Annotated in this window: 18 protein-coding genes; 11 read left to right on the top strand and 7 right to left on the bottom strand. The window is 63.3% G+C overall.

Going from position 1 to position 16,351, the window contains the following annotated elements:
* Positions 1-40 precede the first annotated feature (40 nt).
* Complete coding sequence (locus FJ941_RS02260; protein WP_140502721.1) at positions 41-541, bottom strand: (2Fe-2S)-binding protein; 501 nt, start codon at positions 539-541, stop codon at positions 41-43.
* Positions 542-852: 311 nt separating this feature from the next.
* On the opposite strand from FJ941_RS02260, the gene FJ941_RS02255 reads away from it, so the two are divergent.
* Together FJ941_RS02255 and FJ941_RS02250 are read left to right on the top strand one after the other, a co-directional pair.
* Positions 853-1,989, top strand: a complete 1,137-nt coding sequence (locus tag FJ941_RS02255) for an FIST signal transduction protein (protein ID WP_181169692.1) — start codon at positions 853-855, stop codon at positions 1,987-1,989.
* Between the two features lie 10 nt (positions 1,990-1,999).
* A complete protein-coding gene (locus FJ941_RS02250) occupies positions 2,000-3,340 on the top strand; it encodes a hybrid sensor histidine kinase/response regulator (RefSeq protein WP_140502720.1) in 1,341 nt (446 codons plus the stop codon).
* Positions 3,341-3,364: 24 nt separating this feature from the next.
* Here FJ941_RS02250 and FJ941_RS02245 read toward each other — a convergent pair whose 3' ends face one another.
* Positions 3,365-4,048, bottom strand: a complete 684-nt coding sequence (locus tag FJ941_RS02245; protein ID WP_140502719.1) for a response regulator transcription factor — start codon at positions 4,046-4,048, stop codon at positions 3,365-3,367.
* 219 nt (positions 4,049-4,267) lie between these two features.
* Here FJ941_RS02245 and FJ941_RS02240 point away from each other — a divergent pair, with 219 nt between their 5' ends.
* The 6 genes from FJ941_RS02240 to FJ941_RS02215 all read left to right on the top strand — a co-directional run bounded on the left by FJ941_RS02240 (position 4,268) and on the right by FJ941_RS02215 (position 8,060).
* Entirely contained in the window at positions 4,268-4,966 is a 699-nt protein-coding gene (locus FJ941_RS02240) for a fumarylacetoacetate hydrolase family protein (RefSeq protein ID WP_027144041.1), read from the top strand.
* Positions 4,963-5,613, top strand: a complete 651-nt coding sequence (gene maiA / locus FJ941_RS02235) for a maleylacetoacetate isomerase (RefSeq protein WP_140502718.1) — start codon at positions 4,963-4,965, stop codon at positions 5,611-5,613. The genes FJ941_RS02240 and maiA overlap by 4 nt, the downstream gene beginning before the upstream one ends.
* A complete protein-coding gene (locus tag FJ941_RS02230) occupies positions 5,603-5,746 on the top strand; it encodes a hypothetical protein (protein WP_181166082.1) in 144 nt (47 codons plus the stop codon). The genes maiA and FJ941_RS02230 overlap by 11 nt, the downstream gene beginning before the upstream one ends.
* 55 nt (positions 5,747-5,801) lie before the next feature.
* Entirely contained in the window at positions 5,802-6,842 is a 1,041-nt protein-coding gene (locus FJ941_RS02225; protein WP_140502716.1) for a zinc-dependent alcohol dehydrogenase family protein, read from the top strand.
* 72 nt (positions 6,843-6,914) lie between these two features.
* Complete coding sequence (locus FJ941_RS02220; RefSeq protein WP_140502715.1) at positions 6,915-7,463, top strand: GNAT family N-acetyltransferase; 549 nt, start codon at positions 6,915-6,917, stop codon at positions 7,461-7,463.
* 51 nt (positions 7,464-7,514) lie between these two features.
* Positions 7,515-8,060, top strand: coding sequence for a GFA family protein (locus tag FJ941_RS02215; RefSeq protein WP_348640734.1), 546 nt, complete (start codon positions 7,515-7,517; stop codon positions 8,058-8,060).
* Positions 8,061-8,077: 17 nt separating this feature from the next.
* Here the strand turns inward: FJ941_RS02215 and FJ941_RS02210 are convergent, their stop codons facing one another.
* Positions 8,078-8,968 carry a DMT family transporter gene (locus FJ941_RS02210; RefSeq protein WP_140502713.1) on the bottom strand — a complete coding sequence of 297 codons (891 nt, stop codon included), beginning with the start codon at positions 8,966-8,968 and terminating at the stop codon, positions 8,078-8,080.
* Positions 8,969-9,074: 106 nt separating this feature from the next.
* On the opposite strand from FJ941_RS02210, the gene FJ941_RS02205 reads away from it, so the two are divergent.
* Complete coding sequence (locus tag FJ941_RS02205; protein WP_140502712.1) at positions 9,075-10,478, top strand: PLP-dependent aminotransferase family protein; 1,404 nt, start codon at positions 9,075-9,077, stop codon at positions 10,476-10,478.
* A 15-nt stretch (positions 10,479-10,493) separates the two neighbouring features.
* On the opposite strand, the gene FJ941_RS02200 is transcribed toward FJ941_RS02205, so the two are convergent.
* Positions 10,494-11,384, bottom strand: coding sequence for a LysR family transcriptional regulator (locus FJ941_RS02200; RefSeq protein WP_140502710.1), 891 nt, complete (start codon positions 11,382-11,384; stop codon positions 10,494-10,496).
* A gap of 128 nt (positions 11,385-11,512) precedes the next feature.
* Between FJ941_RS02200 and FJ941_RS02195 the strand changes: the two genes are divergently transcribed.
* Positions 11,513-12,970, top strand: coding sequence for an MFS transporter (locus FJ941_RS02195; protein WP_140502709.1), 1,458 nt, complete (start codon positions 11,513-11,515; stop codon positions 12,968-12,970).
* A gap of 39 nt (positions 12,971-13,009) precedes the next feature.
* On the opposite strand, the gene FJ941_RS02190 is transcribed toward FJ941_RS02195, so the two are convergent.
* The 3 genes from FJ941_RS02190 to FJ941_RS02180 all read right to left on the bottom strand — a co-directional run bounded on the left by FJ941_RS02190 (position 13,010) and on the right by FJ941_RS02180 (position 15,595).
* The gene (locus FJ941_RS02190; protein ID WP_140502708.1) at positions 13,010-13,507 is read right to left on the bottom strand and encodes a MaoC family dehydratase; all 498 of its coding nucleotides are present in this window, start codon (positions 13,505-13,507) and stop codon (positions 13,010-13,012) included.
* A 258-nt stretch (positions 13,508-13,765) separates the two neighbouring features.
* Positions 13,766-14,194, bottom strand: a complete 429-nt coding sequence (locus FJ941_RS02185) for a phasin family protein (protein WP_140502707.1) — start codon at positions 14,192-14,194, stop codon at positions 13,766-13,768.
* Between the two features lie 105 nt (positions 14,195-14,299).
* Entirely contained in the window at positions 14,300-15,595 is a 1,296-nt protein-coding gene (locus FJ941_RS02180) for a DUF445 domain-containing protein (RefSeq protein WP_140502705.1), read from the bottom strand.
* 269 nt (positions 15,596-15,864) lie between these two features.
* Here FJ941_RS02180 and rirA point away from each other — a divergent pair, with 269 nt between their 5' ends.
* The gene (rirA, locus tag FJ941_RS02175) at positions 15,865-16,329 is read left to right on the top strand and encodes an iron-responsive transcriptional regulator RirA (RefSeq protein ID WP_027144053.1); all 465 of its coding nucleotides are present in this window, start codon (positions 15,865-15,867) and stop codon (positions 16,327-16,329) included.
* Positions 16,330-16,351 lie beyond the last annotated feature (22 nt).

Genomic DNA, 16,351 nt, shown 5'->3' with positions numbered 1-16,351 from the left:
GTTCAGACCGACTACTGACTACTCACTACTCGCTCTTCTCTCACGCCGCCTGTTTCGCCTTGTCCTTGGACCCCTTCGACATCGTCTTCGATGCGGCGAGGATCGCCTTCACGATGTTGTGGTAGCCGGTGCAGCGGCAGATATTGCCTTCGAGTTCTGCACGAACCGTGGCCTCGTCGAGGCCTTCGGGATGACGGTTGATCATGTCGATTGCGGCCATGATCATGCCTGGCGTGCAGAAGCCGCATTGCAGACCATGATGTTCCTTGAAGGCCGCCTGCACTGGATGCAGGTCGGCGCCGTCGGCGAGGCCTTCGATCGTAACCACGGTCGATCCGGACGCCTGGACCGCGAGCATGGTGCAGGACTTGACCGCCTTGCCGTCGACATGCACGACGCAGGCTCCGCACTGCGAGGTGTCGCAACCGACATGGGTGCCGGTCAAGCCGAGATTCTCCCGCAGGAAATGGACGAGCAGCGTTCGATCCTCGACGGCACCGCCGATCCGCTTGCCGTTCACCATCAACGAAACGTCCGACATAGCCCCTCCCTGGGTGTCAACCTTGGTCATCAGGTTGCCGACGCGCCGCTGGCACTTCGGCCATGCGTTAGTCGTACACCGCACAACGCACAAAAAACAACACGAGGGAAAAGTCGGATTATTGTACTTTCGGCCATGGCCAAGGGACCAAAGTGCATTTTTCCGGCCCCATTGCCAAAACGCCTCCTGGCGGCAAGAATGCCTTCGTCGCTCGCGCGCCAGAAGCACTCGAAAAGCCGCGCACAAGAAGGCGTCGGAGGAAATGCGGGAGAACGCCGCTGACCAGTTCACTGACGCGCTACGCATGCGGGTTGTCGGCGCTGACCACGGACGAGCCCGACCCGGACGTCTTCGCACGCGCGGTAGCCGCCGAGGCCGCTGCCATTGATGCCGGCTTTGCCCTCGTGTTCTTTTCCCAAAGCCTCGTCGAGGCAAGGACCCTCTCGCAGGCGCTCGCGACGTGCGCGCCGGGGCTCCACCATGCCGGCTGTTCCACCGCCGGCGAGATCACGCCGCAGGGGCTCGAGGAAGGCCATATGCTGGCGATGCTGCTGCCCTCGGCGTCCTTCACGGCGGTCAGCACCATGGTCGACAATTTGTCGACGTCGGGCATGGACAGGATCACCGAAGAGGTCGAGGCCCTGCGGCGCACGCTGCGCGCCCGGCCCGGCGGCGAGCAGACCAGGAACACCTTCGCGCTCTGCTTCATCGACGGGCTGTCCTATGCCGAGGAAGCGGTGAGTTCGGCCATCCACTGGGGTCTTGACGACATACCGCTGCTCGGCGGCTCGGCCGGTGACGATTTGAAATTCGAGACGACGCGTCTGATCTCGAACGGCGCCGTCACTTCGGACAGCGCCATCATCGTGCTGATCGCCACGGAAATTCCGTTCCACGTCTTCAAGACCGACAACTTCGTTCCCACCGACGAAAAGCTGGTGGTGACCGCGTCCGATCCGGATCATCGCATCGTGCGGGAGTTCAACGCCGCCAATGCGGCGGAGGAATATGCCGCTTCCGTCGGCATCCTCCCGCAGACCCTGACCCCGCTGAGCTTCGCCTCGCATCCTGTGGTGGTGAAGGTGGGCGGAGAATATTACTGCCGCTCGATCCAGAAGATGCACGCGGATGGCTCGCTGTCGTTCTTCTGCGCCATCGACGACGGTGTCGTGCTGTCGATCGCCCAGCCCAAGGACATGGTGGAAGCGACACGAGCGGCATTGCGCGAGGTCGAGGAAAGGCTGGGCGGTATCGATATGATTCTTGGCTTCGACTGCGTGCTGCGCCGGCTGGATGCGCGCAACCGGCAGGTCTTTCGCGACATTTCGGAGCTCTACAGGGTCAACAATGTCATCGGCTTCGGCACCTATGGCGAGCAATATCGGTCGATGCACCTGAACCAGACTTTCACCGGCATCGCCTTCGGTGACCGGCAATCGGCTGAATAGGCTCAACAAAATGCCGCTCAGGGACATAAACGATCTCGACAGGCTGAAGAAGATCAACGCCGCCCTGGTCAGCCGCGTCGAGCGCTCGATGGACCAGCAAGGCAATGCCTTTTCGTTGTTCCAGACCGCGATCTCGCTGGAAAACCGGGTGCGCACGCGCACCGAGGAACTGCATTCGACCTTGCGCAGGCTGGAACAGTCGAACATCGACCTCAGCGCCGCCAAGGAGAGTGCCGAGCTGGCGAACCTGTCCAAGACAAGGTTCCTCGCCGCCGCCAGCCACGACGTGCTGCAGCCGCTGAACGCCGCCCACCTCTCCGTCTCGGCGCTCGCCGAGGTGCAGACCAGCGAAGAGGGAAAAAAACTGGTTCGGCAGGTCGAGCGCTCGCTGGAGACGATGGAAGACCTGCTGCGCACCTTGCTCGACATTTCCAAGCTTGACGCCGGCGTGGTCCAGCCCGACATCGGCGATGTCAGCCTGGAGGCGTTGTTCTCGTCGCTGCGCTCGGATTTCCAGCCGGTGGCGGAGTTGAAGGCGCTGTCGCTGAAATTCCGGCCGGTCAATGCGGTGGTCCGCTCGGACAGGACCTTGCTGCGCCGCATCCTGCAGAACATCCTCTCCAACGCGCTGGGCTATACCCGTTCGGGTGGCGTGCTCGTCGGCACACGCCATCGCGGCGACACCATCCGCATCGATGTCGCCGACACGGGCTGCGGCATTCCCGAGGACCAGCGCGAAGCGGTGTTCGAGGAGTTCCATCGCGGCACCTCGCCGGCCAACGCCGAACTCGATGGCGGCGGGCTTGGGCTCGGGCTCGCCATCGTGCGCCGCATGGCCGGCGCGCTCGGCCACCCCGTGACGTTTTCATCCAAGGTTGGCCGTGGCACCATTTTCCACATCGATGTCCCCGTCGGCCTCGGCGCGCCGGCCGATGCCATCGCCAGCGCCGCCAGCCTGGAACGACCGCGCGGCTACGGCCTGTTCGGCACCAAGGTGCTGCTGGTCGAGAACGATGCCGAGGTGCTGGAGGCCATGACCTTCCTGCTTGAGCGCTGGCAGTGCCTGGTGCGGGCCGCGACCTCGACCGACGATGCGCTGGACCTGCTCGGCGATACCGATTGGGTGCCCGACATCGTCATCGCCGACCAGCATCTCGACGGCGGCGACCTCGGCACCGCCACCATATCGGAAGTCCGCGACTATCTCGGCCGCGCCGTGCCGGCGCTGATCGTCACCGCCGACAGTTCCGAAGCCGTGGCCAAGGCAGCGCGTGCCGGCGGCATCGAACTGATGCGCAAGCCGTTGAAGCCGGCGCAACTGCGCGCGCTGCTGGCGCATTTGCTGGCCTAGAGTCCCCAGCGGAGGACTAATGGCTCAAAAACCGGCCTGATCGCGAAACAGCTCGGCACTGTCCAGCTTCGACACCTCGATCACCGCTTGCGTGCGGCTGTAGACGTTGAGCTTGCGCAGGATCTCGGAGACATGCGCCTTCACCGTGGTCTCGCCGACCTGCAGCTCGTAGGCGATCTGCTTGTTGAGCAGGCCCTGGCGCAGCATCTGCAGCACGCGCAATTGCTGCGGCGTCAGCTTGGAGAGGCGCTGGAGCATGTCGGCGCGATCGGGACTGTCGGCGCCCGGCGGCACGCCCTCATAGGTTTCCGGCACATAGATCGTGCCGTCCATCACCGAACGGATTGCCGCGGCCAGATCGCTCTTGCGCGCTGATTTCGGAATGAAGCCGGCAGCGCCATAGGACAAGGCCTCGGAGATGATCCTCGGCTCCTCATAGCCCGACACTATCACCACCGGCAGGCGCGGATAGCGGGTCCTGAGCTGCAGCAGCCCGTCGAAGCCGTGCACGTCGGGCATGCTGAGGTCGAGGAGCGCCAGGTCGAAAGGCTTTGCATCGGCCAGCAGATCCAGCGCCTCGGTGATCGATCGCGCTTCGACCGTGTCGACCTCGGGATAAGCCATCTGGACGGCGCTGTGCAGCGCCTCGCGAAACAGCGGATGGTCGTCGATGATAAGAAACCGGGCACGATCGGTGGGAGGGGTCATAGGGCTCGTTCCGGTTTACCGGGCACACCATAGTCTCCTGACCATGGCCGGATTATTGGCAAATAGTCTATCGCCTGTTGACGGGATTCATCGCTGCAAAAATGATCGGAAGCCTGAATTCCTCATCCAGCCGCGGCAAAGCCCATGCTTATGAAAAGCGACGCCTTGCCCGACCCCCGAAATCGGCCGAATGTATCGCCATCATACGCAGAGATCGCCATGACCGCCTTTGTCCTTCCCGTCCCGCCAACGCCTTCTGTCGCCATTGCGGGTTCCGGCGAACGCTTTGCCGTGCGGCGCATCTTCTGCGTCGGCCGCAATTATGCGGCGCATGCGCGCGAATTCGGCAATGACGAGCGCGATCCGCCTTTCTTCTTCACCAAGCCGGCCGACGCGGTGGTCGATTCCGGCACTCATATCCCCTATCCACCGCTGACCGAAAATCTCCACTTCGAGATCGAGCTGGTGGTGGCGATCGGTACATCGGGCTTTCGCATTTCCCGCGACAAGGCGCTGGACCATGTCTGGGGCTATGGCGTCGGCATCGACCTCACCCGCCGCGATCTGCAGGATGCCGCCAAGAAGGCGGCGCGGCCCTGGGACTGGTCGAAGGCGTTCGACCGTTCCGCGCCTTGCGGCCCGCTGGTTGCCGCGCGGAAATCCGGGCACCCGGCGAAGGGCCGTATCTGGCTCGCCATCGACGGCGCGGTGAAACAAGATGCGGACCTCGCCGAGCTGATTTGGCCGATCGCCGATATCGTCTCGATCTGCAGCGAAGGCGTGGAATTGCAGGCCGGGGACCTGATCTTCACCGGGACGCCGGCCGGTGTCGGCGCGGTCAAGCCGGGTGAAACGATATCAGGCGGCGTCGACGGCATCGGCACGATCGAAGTGACCATCGGCCAGCCGAAGTCATGAGCAAGATTGTCCTGCACAACTACTTCCGCTCCTCCACCTCGCACCGGGTGCGGATCGCCCTGGAGATGAAGGGGCTGAGCTACAATTATGTCCCGCATCATCTGCGCCATGGCGAGCATCTGGAACCATCCTATCTCGCGGTCAATCCGCAGGGGCTGGTGCCGGCGCTGATCTGGAGCGACGGCATGCTCCTGACGCAATCGCTGGCGATCATCGAATTTCTCGACGAGACCATACCTGAACCCCCGCTATTGCCGAAAGACCCGCCCAGCCGGGCACGGGTGAGAATGCTGGCGCAGATCATCGCCTGCGACATCCACCCGGTGAACAATCTGCGCGTGCTGACCTCGCTGCGCACGCTGTTCGGCGTCGGCGACCAGGATGTCGCCAACTGGTTCCGGCATTGGGTCAATGAGGGTTTTGCGCCGCTCGAGCAATTGCTGACGGCTTCGCCCGAAACCGGCGCATTCTGTCACGGCGACACGCCGGGGCTGGCCGACATCTGCCTTGCCGCGCAAGTCACCAGCAACGCCCGCTTTGGCGTCGATATGACGCCCTACCCGACAATCGCGCGCATCAACGCCGCCTGCATGGCGCTAGCCGCCTTCCAGAAAGCCGCGCCACAGAACCAGATCGATGCCGAATAGAGAAGCCACCGATGCCGACGAGGCAAAGGCGCTGACCGATATCGAGGCGTATGGCTGCCTCTACGTGCTGGAGGAAGATGACGAACCGCCATTCGCCTCCTCCGTTGGCATCGCGGAATCGATTTCCGCTTGAACGGTCAAGGAATCGGCTATCGTTTCCCCGTGCAGTCTCAAGGGTGGAGTGACCGATGAAAGCCGTCGTCTTCGAAAAATTCGGCGAAGCGCCGACGATCCAGACCGTGCCCGATCCGAAGCCGGCTGCCGATGGCGTTGTCATCAAGGTCGAGGCTACCGGGCTATGCCGCAGCGACTGGCACGGCTGGATGGGCCATGATGCCGATATTCGCCTGCCGCATGTACCGGGCCACGAACTGGCGGGAATCGTCGTCGCCGCCGGCAAGCACGTCACCCGCTGGAAGGCGGGCGAACGCGTCACCGTGCCGTTCGCCGTCGGTTGCGGCCGCTGCTTCGAATGCACATCAGGCAATCACCAGGTTTGCGAACATCAGTCGCAGCCGGGCTTCAACGCCTGGGGCTCATTCGCCGAATATGTCGCCATCGAATATGCCGACACCAATCTCGTGCGGCTGCCCGACGAAATGGAATTCGCCACCGCCGCCAGCCTCGGCTGCCGCTTCGTCACGTCGTTCCGCGCCATCGTCGACCAGGGCCGGGTGACGCCGGGCGAATGGGTGGCGGTGCATGGCTGCGGCGGCGTCGGCCTGTCGGCGATCATGATCGCCAGTTCGATGGGCGCCAATGTCATCGCCATCGATCTCACCGAGGAGAAACTGGACTTCGCCAAAAAGATCGGTGCCGTGGCGACCATCAACGCCTCCACGACGCCGAACGTCGTCAAGGCGGTCAAGCAGATCACCAATGGCGGTGCCCACATGTCGATGGACGCACTCGGCCACCCCACGACGTCCTTCAACTCAATCGCCAACCTGCGCCGGCGCGGCCGTCACGTACAGGTCGGCCTGATGCTGGGCGAGCACGCCCGCCCGCAAGTGCCGATGGACAAGGTGATCGCCTTCGAGCTCGAAATCCTCGGCAGTCACGGTATGCAGGCCTATCGCTACCCCGCGATGATGGAGATGATCCGCCACGGCAAGCTCAAGCCCGAACTGCTGGTCGGCAAGAAGATCAGCCTCGACGAGGCGCCAGCAGCCTTGATGGCGATGGGCGGTTTCGAGGGCATCGGCATCGGCGTGGTGACGAAGTTCTAAGGTCGAGACTCAATCACAGCCCGAACGCTATTATGGCAGCGAGGGTGAGCCCGATCCTCTTGGAGAGAGTGTATGATCGCGACAGACCGGTTGAAGCTCAGGGCCTGGCGAGAGGCGGATAAGCCCCTATTGGGCGTTATCCACGCCGATCCGGAGGTGATGCAGTTCCTCGGCGGCATGAAGACCGCCTCTGAGACCAGCGACATCGTCGAACAACTGATGCGGCTTTCCGAAGTCGGCGAGCCGATTTTCTGGGCCGCCGAGCGTATCGGCGACGGAGCGTTGCTCGGCGCGGTCGGCCTGCACCGCCTCGGGACCGGTTTCCCTTTCGGCCCGGCCCTGGAGGTGGGCTGGCGCCTTGCTCGCGACCAGTGGGGCAAGGGTTATGCGACCGAAGCCGCTCGCGCCGCCCTCGACTATGCGTTCGGCAGCCTGGATGCGCCGTGCGTCTACGCATTCACCGCATTGGCGAACACGCGGTCCGAAGCCGTCATGCAGCGGTTGGGGATGAAGAAAATCGAGGGCGGGGAATTCGCTCACCCTGACCTGCTGCCGACCGATCCGAGCTCAATGCACATGCTGTATGTCGCCGAAAGGATGGTGCCGCAGTCGGGTACCTAGAGCTTAAACTCGTTCAGAGCCAAAAGGCGGTGAAAGCGAAGCAACAATCGGATGGCCGCTAGGCCATGCTCGACAAGAAGGCGCCGCTGGTACTTCATCGATAATGTCGCATTTGAGCGCCAGCTCGGCGCATCTCATGGCGACTCTCCACCTACGCTCGGTACAACTTATTGGGTCAGTGACTTGAGGAGAGTTTGCATGCGTGGTCATTGCTTATGCGGCGCTATTGCTTTTGAAGTCGATGGGCCGGCGCAAGCATGCGTGGTCTGTCATTGTGAAAGTTGTCGGCGGCAATGTTCCGCGCCGATGACCACCTACATTGGCGTCTTGGACGGCCACTGGCGATGGTTGGGCAAGCCACCGAAGGTATTCGACTCTTCACCCGGTGTGGAAAGAACATTTTGCGATCACTGTGGCTCGCCGCTGTCCTTCCGCTCAACGAACATGTCCGGTGTCATGCATTTTTTTGCAGCGGGGATGGAGGAGCCGGAAAAATTTGCACCCACGCTGCATGTCGCTTTTGAGGAGAAACTCCCTTGGTTGAAACTCGCCGACGGCCTGCCGACACGGGTTGGGCCTAACTATACGAAAAACTAGTCAGGTCGGCATCATCACTATGCAGTCGCACGCCGCGGCAAATCCCGCTTGGCGAATTTCTTCGCGCCGAACACGCAGGTCACCACGCCCAGCGTGACGACGATCATCATTGGGCTGACCTGCTCGTGCAGCAGCGTCGCCGCCAATGCGAGCCCGAAAAACGGCTGCAGAAGCTGCAACTGCCCCACCGCTGCAATACCGCCTTGCGCCAGGCCGCGATACCAGAAGACGAAGCCGATCAGCATGCTGAACAGCGAGACATAGCCAAGACCGATCCAGGCATTGGAGCCGACGCTGGCGAAGGATGGCGGCAGGGTCGCAAACGTCAGCACCAGCATGATCGGCAGGGACAGCACCAGCGCCCAGCAGATCACTTGCCAGCCGCCGAGCTTGCGCGACAGTGCGGCACCCTCGGCGTAGCCCAGGCCGCAAGCGATAATGGCCGCAAGCATCAGCCCATCGCCGATCGGCGAAGCCGTCACGCCTTGCGCAAGTGCAAAACCCGCCACCAGCGCACTGCCGAGGCATGAGAACAGCCAGAAGGCCGGCCGGGGCCGTTCACCGCCGCGCAACACACCGAAGATCGCAGTCGCCAGCGGCAGCAGGCCGACAAAGATGATGGAGTGGGCCGAGGTGACATGCTTCAGCGCCAATGCCGTCAGCAAGGGAAAGCCGACCACCACGCCAAGAGCAACAATGACGAGCGACAGCAAGTCATGACGCCCAGGGCGTTCCTCGCGGAATGCAAGTAGCAGCGCCAGACCAAGCAGGCCGGCTATGACCGCGCGGGCCGATGTCAGGAATATCGGATCGAGATCCATCACCGCCACGCGCGTCGCCGGCAACGAACCGCTGAAGATCAGCACGCCGATAAATCCGTTCACCCAGCCGCTCGCCGTCTTGTCCATCGCAGGCTCCATTGCTTTCACCCTCTATCGGGCGGACGCCCATGGTGCGGCCAGAGACAATGGGGTACAATTCGATGAAACTGTAATGGAGGATTGAGCAGTACGGATGACAGACCTTACTTTGGAACCCGACAGCGCGCCCACCCTTGTGGAAAGCGTCATGGCGACCATCCGACAGCGGATCGCAGCGCGCAGCCTGACACCGGGAACCCGATTGCCGTCGATCCGTGCCTTCGCGAAGTCCATGCAGGTGTCCAAATCCACCGTCGTCGAAGCCTATGAGCGGCTCGCCGCCGAAGGCGCGATCCGCTCCCGGCCGGGTTCCGGTTTTTATGCCGCCGGCTCGCTGGCGCCGCTGTCCCTGGCCGAGATCGGCCCCCGGCTCGATCGTGCCGTCGATCCGCTCTGGGTTTCGCGCCAGTCGCTGGAGGCTGGCGAGGAGGTCCTGAAACCCGGCTGCGGCTGGCTGCCGGCATCATGGATGCCCCAGACCGGGCTGCGCCGGGCACTGCGTACGGTCGCGCGAGCCGACGATGTCGCGCTTGCCGATTACGGCACGCCGCTCGGGCTGCCGCCGCTGCGGCAATTGCTGGCGCGGCGCATGGCCGGGCACGGCATCGAAGTTTCCCCCGAACAGATCATGCTGACGGAATCGGGAACCCAGGCCATCGACCTGCTCTGCCGGTTCCTGATCGAGCCCGGCGACACGGTGCTGGTCGACGACCCCTGCTATTTCAATTTCCACGCTTTGCTGCGTGCCCACCGCGCCAAGGTCGTCAGCATTCCCTATACACCGTCGGGACCGGACATAGAACTGTTCGCCCAGGCGCTGGCCGAACACCGGCCGCGCCTCTACATCACCAACTCCGCCATCCACAATCCGACCGGCGCGATCTTGTCTCCGGTCACCGCGCACCGTTTGCTCAAGCTTGCCGATCAGTCGGACCTGACCATCGTCGAGGACGACATCTTCGCCGATTTCGAGCACACCCCTGCCCCAAGGCTGGCGGCGTTCGATGGCCTCAGTCGCGTCGTCCAGATCGGCAGTTTCTCCAAGACGCTGTCGGCGTCGGTCCGCTGCGGCTTCATCGCCGCGCCCCGAGATTGGATCGAGCGCCTAGCCGACCTCAAGATCGCCACGACTTTCGGCGGCGGACGGCTGGCGGCCGAACTTGTGCTGACGCTGCTGAAGGACGGCAGCTACCGCAAACATATGGATCTGCTGCGCGCCAAGCTTGCGCGCGCCATGGTTGAAACCAGCGCCCGGCTGAAAGCGATCGGCATCATGCCCTGGATCGAGCAGCCGGCCGGCCTGTTCCTGTGGTGCGGCCTGCCGGACGGGGTGGACGCCGCCGAAATCGCCCGCCGCGCCCTGGCCGACAACATCGTGCTGGCACCCGGCAATGCGTTCAGCCTGTCGCAGTCCGCCAGTCGCTTCCTACGCTTCAACGTCGCCCAGTGCGCGGACGAGCGGATTTTCAAGGCGCTCGAAACGGCGATGGCTCGCTGATTTGGCACGAAATCGTCAGTGCTTCGAACAAACCGCGCGCACGCACTCACGCAACCAGCGTTGTGCCGGATCGGCATCGAGGCGCGGATGCCAGAGCATGGAGATGGTAACGTCCAAGGTGGCGACCGGCAGGGGAAAACTGTGCATGCCGGCGCGCGCTCCTGTCGTATGTCGCTCCGGCACGCTGGCGATCAGGTCCGAGGCTCGGGCCATGGCAAGTGCCGCCGAAAAGCCCGAGACCATGCACACCACCGTCCGCCGCAAGCCAAACCCATTCAGCGCTTCGTCGATCGGCCCCTTCTCGCGGCCGCGCCGCGAAACACTAATGTGCCGGCCGGCCGCATAGTGCTCGGGCGTCACCTTGCCCTCGCTCAGGGGATGGCCTGAGCGAACAGCGCCGATGAAACGGTCGCGAAACAGCGCCTGGATGCGCACTTCGGGTCCGGTCTCGCCGGCAACGCCAATTTCTAGGTCAATCGCCGCTTCGCGCAGCGACATCGCATCCTTATCGGACTTCGGCGCAAAACGCAGCCGCACCCCTGGCGCATCGGCCTCGATGCGGGCGACGAGACGGGGCGCGAACTCCTCGACGAAGCTTTCGTTGGTGCGCAATGTGAAGATCCGGTCCAGACTCCGGGGGTCAAGCAACTCGGCAGGGCGCAGGAGCACTTCCGCGTCCTGGACGACACGGCCGACTTGTGACCGCAATTCCTCCGCACGCGGCGTCGCCACCAGACCGCGCCCGGCGCGCACCAGCAGAGGATCGCCCGTTGCCTCGCGCAGCCGCGCCAGCGTTCGGCTGATCGCCGAGGGGCTGAGGCGCAGACGGCGCGCCGCGCGCGCCACACTGCCCTCGGCCAGCAGGACATCGAGGGCAAACAGCAGATTGAGATCGGGTGATGTCATCGGTCTATCCTAGCATGATATGGCGTTTGACGCACGGATAAGATGCAAATGCTGCACCTTCCGCCATATCAGCCACAAGACTAGATCTCCGACAGCTCCGCTTCGGGAGCAGACAGAAGGAGATCGCCTTGGCACTCGCTGAGCAAAATCGGAAACTGATATCGGCGCCGCAACAGGCCCGGTCCACCGGCCTGGCGCTGACGAGCCTGTCGCTCGCCACGCTGCTATCGTCCTTGGGAACCAGCATCGCCAGCGTCGGGCTGCCCTCGCTCATGCAGGCTTTCGATGCATCGTTCCAGTCCGTGCAATGGGTGGTTCTCGCCTATCTGCTCGCCATCACGACACTGATCGTCGGCGCCGGGCGGCTGGCCGACATGTTCGGGCGCCGGCCGTTGCTGCTCGGCGGCATCGCGCTGTTCACGCTGGCATCGGCGCTCTGCGGCCTGGCACCGACGCTCTGGCTGCTGATCGCGGCACGCGCCATGCAGGGGCTTGGCGCCGCGCTGATGATGGCGCTGACGTTGGCCTTCGTCGCGGAAACCGTGAGCAAGGAGCGAACCGGCAGCGCCATGGGCCTGCTCGGCGCCATGTCCGCGATCGGCACGACGCTCGGGCCTTCGCTTGGTGGCTTTTTGATCGCTGGCCCTGGCTGGCGGGCTATCTTTCTGGTCAATGTCCCGCTGGGCCTTCTGACCTTCGCTCTCGCCTGGCGTGCCCTGCCGGCGCGCAGCGGGACAATGGAGGTCGCTCGAGGCACGTTTGACGTCACGGGCACCGCCCTGCTGGCCCTTACCTTGGGCGCCTATGCCCTGGCATTGACGCTTGGCAGAGGCAATTTCGGCATGCCCAATTTGGGCCTGCTGGTCGTGGCCGGTATCGGCGTTATCGTGTTCGCCATTGCGCAGGCGAAGGCGAAGGTGCCCCTTGTCCAACTCGCCCGCTTCCGCGACCCACGGCTGAGCGCCGGCCTTGCCATGAGTCTCATCGTCGCGACGGTGATGATGGCAACCCTCGTGGTTGCTCCGTTCTATCTGTCGCGCGGGCTCGGATTGGATGCCGCGATGGTCGGAATGGCGCTTTCGACCGGGCCGCTTGTCTCGACCCTGTCGGCGCTGTTGGCCGGCCGCCTGACCGATCGCCTCGGCGCCCACGCGATGATGGTCGCCGGCCTGGCCTGCCTCGCCACGGGGACGTTCCTCCTGTCGCTTGCCCTGACCAAGTTCGGCATTGCCAGCTATGTCGTTCCAATCACCGTCACATGCTTCGGCCACGCCCTGTTCCAGACCTCCAACAACGCGAATGTCATGAGCGGTGGAAGCGCAAACGAACGTGGCGTCGTTTCCGGTCTGCTCAACCTGTCGCGCAATCTCGGCCTCATCACCGGCGCATCGCTGATGGGCGCCATATTCGCGATTGCATCGGCCGGTACGCGGCAAGGAACAGGTCAGGACGTCCTGAGTTCCGCTTCGGCCGCCCGGGGCATGCAGGTCACCTTTCAGACGGCAGCGGCCTTAGCGCTGGTTGCGCTGTTGCTGGCGCTAATCTCACTACGCTTTGCCGGCCGTACCCGGCCCGGGATTGCGTGACCTGTTTGGCCGGCGTAGGGCGTCCCAAAGGACCGCCGTTCAGGCCCCTGCCCGTCTGCGGCGCTCATAGAGCATGACCAGCGTTTCAGCCATCAGCGCCGGCTTTTCCTCCCCTTCGATCTCGACCGTATTGGCTGCCTTCATCAGATACTGGCCCGGGCCTCTGTCTTCCATGGAAAGCAGCGTCGTGCGCAGGCGAATGCGTGCGCCGACCTTGACCGGCGCCAGGAAACGCACCTTGTCGAAACCGTAATTGAAGGCGGCCTGCGTATTCTCGGGAACGATCCCCATGTCGAGGGCCAACGCGCCGATGATCGACAACGTCAGATAGCCATGCGCGATCGTGGTGCGGAACGGGCTTTGCCGCCGCGCCCGTTCAGGATCGACGTGGATCCATTGATGGTCGCCGGTACAGTCGGCGAACTGGTTGATACGGTTCTGGTCGACCGTGGTCCATTCCGAGACGCCGAGCTCCTGTCCGGACATCGTTCTCAGCTGCTCGTAGCTAGGCGGCGTTTTAGGCCGTACTTCCGTCATTCCTGCTTTCCCGATCGCTTCCAAAGCTTCCGGACCACGAACCGGCGGCCTCTGTCAATTCATCCTGCGCAAATCCGTTCCGGCGGAGTCGAGCTCACTCGTGCCATGCATTGCCAGGCGATGGCAGGCCGAATTCGGATTTTCCAACCTTCCAGGCTGCCGGGAGCTTATGCTGTGGCGCTAATACAACTATGCGCAAGGTTGCGGAATCGCGAACCGGCGTGCTTGGCCGAGGACGGAACGACAGCCGATGAGAACCTACTTCTGCCCGTAACCGGCGCGGACCTCCTCCATCGCTTCCTTGATGCGCGCGCGCAGGATATCGATCGATTCGGTGCCTGATTTCCTTGCCAGTTCAGCCACTTCACCGGTGTTCTTGAGCGCCGCCTCGAAGGACTTTCTGGCAAACTCCGTCTGCTTGGCCATGAGCTCCTGCGGATTGCCCGGTGCGCGGTAGCTCTGCGCCATGTCGGCGACTTCCCGCAGCGTGTCCTGCAGCATTTCGCGCTGCCTCGACAGCAGCGAGGATGCCCCGGCCGCACTGGTCCGTGCCGCCTTCTCCAGCGCTTCCAGATTCTTGCGATGGTGCGCAAGAATCGCCTCGACATCGACGTTGGGCACCTTGAGGTCACGGCCGAATCTGCCGAACATCTCCATGAAGGAATCGGATTCCGGTTGCCTGGCCATGATTGTCTTCTCCCCTGTTGCCGCGGGTGCGGACGCCCTCGACTGGAGAATAGCACTCGAACGCCGTGTGTCCATTTCGAACGCACGCCTGGCGGTCGAAACGGATCAATTGACCGGGAGCAGCAACTCTATCGTATAGAGCACGATGCCGGCCAGCCCGCCGATGACCATGCCGTTGAAGCGGATATATTGCAGGTCCCTGCCGATGTTCATCTCGATCAGGCGCGTCAGTTGCGCGAGATCCCAGCGCTTGACTTGGTCGGCGATGAATTTCGATACGCCGCTCTTCTGGCTCTCGACGAAAGAGGCCAGCGCCACCACGAATCCTCCGTTCATGTCGGCCCGGATCTGCGCATCGCCGGCAAGATGGCGGCCGACCTCGACGAACATGTTGGCGAGATGCTCCCGGATCAGCGAATTCGGCGCCTTGGCATCCTGCTCGATGAACAGGCTGAGGCTCTCCCACATGTCGCCGGCCAGCGCCCTGACTTCGGGTCTGGCGAGGAAATCGCGCTTCATTTTCTCCGCTCGCTTGGCATATTGCTTGGACGTGCGCAGCCGCTCGACGAAGCCTAGCGCGAAACGGTCGAATTCGGCGCGCATCGGGTGGTCGGGATCGGCACGCACCTCGTCCAGCAGGGAGCCCGCCGAGGCGACGATCTTCTTCAGGAGATAGGCGTCGGCGCGGAACAGGTTGAACAGCGACGGCAATTCCTCACGGATCTTGTCGCGCATCGTCGCCAGCGCCTGTTCGTCGTTGAGAAACCGGCCGATGACCTTGATGAACTCGTCGAACAGCTTTTGGTGGCGGCGATCGTCGGTGAGCGCCGACAAGAGTTCGGCGGCCAGCGGCGCCAGCGGCACCTTTTCGATCTGTTCGAGCATGCGGCTGGTGACGAAACCGCGCAGGCCGGATTGTTCGACGGCGGCAAGCGTCTGCGGCACAAGCCGCACGACGAAGCGCGACAGGTCGGCGGCGCGCTCGGCATCGGCCAGCCAGTCGGCGACGAGTGCCGAAAAATCGACCTCGGCGAGTTTTTCACGCACCGGCTCCGGCGCCAGGAAATTGACCTCGATGAAACGGCCGAGATTGTCGGCGATACGATCCTGGTTTTCCGGGATGATGGCGGTGTGGGGAATGGGCAGCCCAAGCGGCCGTTTGAACAGCGCCACCACCGCGTACCAGTCGGCAAGGCCGCCGATGGTTGCCGCCTCGGCGAAGGCGGCGACGAAGCCGAGCCACGGATAGCTGCTCTGGAAGGACTTGGCCAGGGCAAAGACCAGCACGCAGAGCGCCAGTGCCGCCGTGGCGACGAACTTTGTCCGCCGCAGCGCGGAAAGTTTGGCGCCCGCGTCGGCATCGAACCGCACTGGCGCCAGGGACTGGTCCGATTGAGCCATGGATGGGCCGCTCCTCGTCGATCTCAGCCTATTTAGTGTTTCGACCGCCAGAATGCCCGTGACAGCGATTACCCCCGGGTTTCACCTGGTCAGGCACATAAAGTTGACGAGAATGTTCAGCTATAACTCGAAGCTAGTCTGGAATTATTCCAAGGTATAGGCCATATTCCGTCGAGGCCAGTGTGGAGACTCCGAAATCCGGATGAAGCCGCGCCAGCAAGTCTACACTCTGGCATGGTTGCACCGTGCCAGCGCTTTGTGAGGATGAAATGCGGCTTACCCGCCAAACCAACTACGCCATGCGCATCCTGATGTATTGTGCCGCCAACAATGAACGGTTGAGCCGCATCCCGGAGATAGCGGCCGCCTATTCGGTGTCGGAACTGTTCCTGTTCAAGATCCTGCAGCCTTTGGTCGAGAACGGCCTGGTCGAGACTGTCCGCGGCCGGAACGGAGGGGTACGGCTCGGCCGTGCCGCCGAAGCGATAAGCCTGTTCGACGTTGTGCGCGTGACCGAGGAAAGCTTTGCCATGGCGGAGTGCTTCGAGAACGACGCGGCCGAATGCCCGCTCGTCGACAGCTGCGCGTTGAATTCGGCGCTGCGCGAGGCGCTCAACGCCTTCTTCGCCGTGCTTGCCCGCTACACGATCGCCGACCTGGTGGCGGCGCGGCCGAATGTGCGCAACCTGCTCGGCATCGATCTGTTGATGGAGCGCCGCGCGCCGGCAGCTTGATCCCTGTCGCGTCGTGCGAGGT

The organism is Mesorhizobium sp. B2-3-13 (assembly GCF_006442195.1).
Lineage (GTDB): Bacteria > Pseudomonadota > Alphaproteobacteria > Rhizobiales > Rhizobiaceae > Mesorhizobium > Mesorhizobium salmacidum.
The sequence above is the reverse complement of the archived record's forward strand: the minus strand, read 5'-3'. Positions and strand labels throughout refer to the sequence as shown.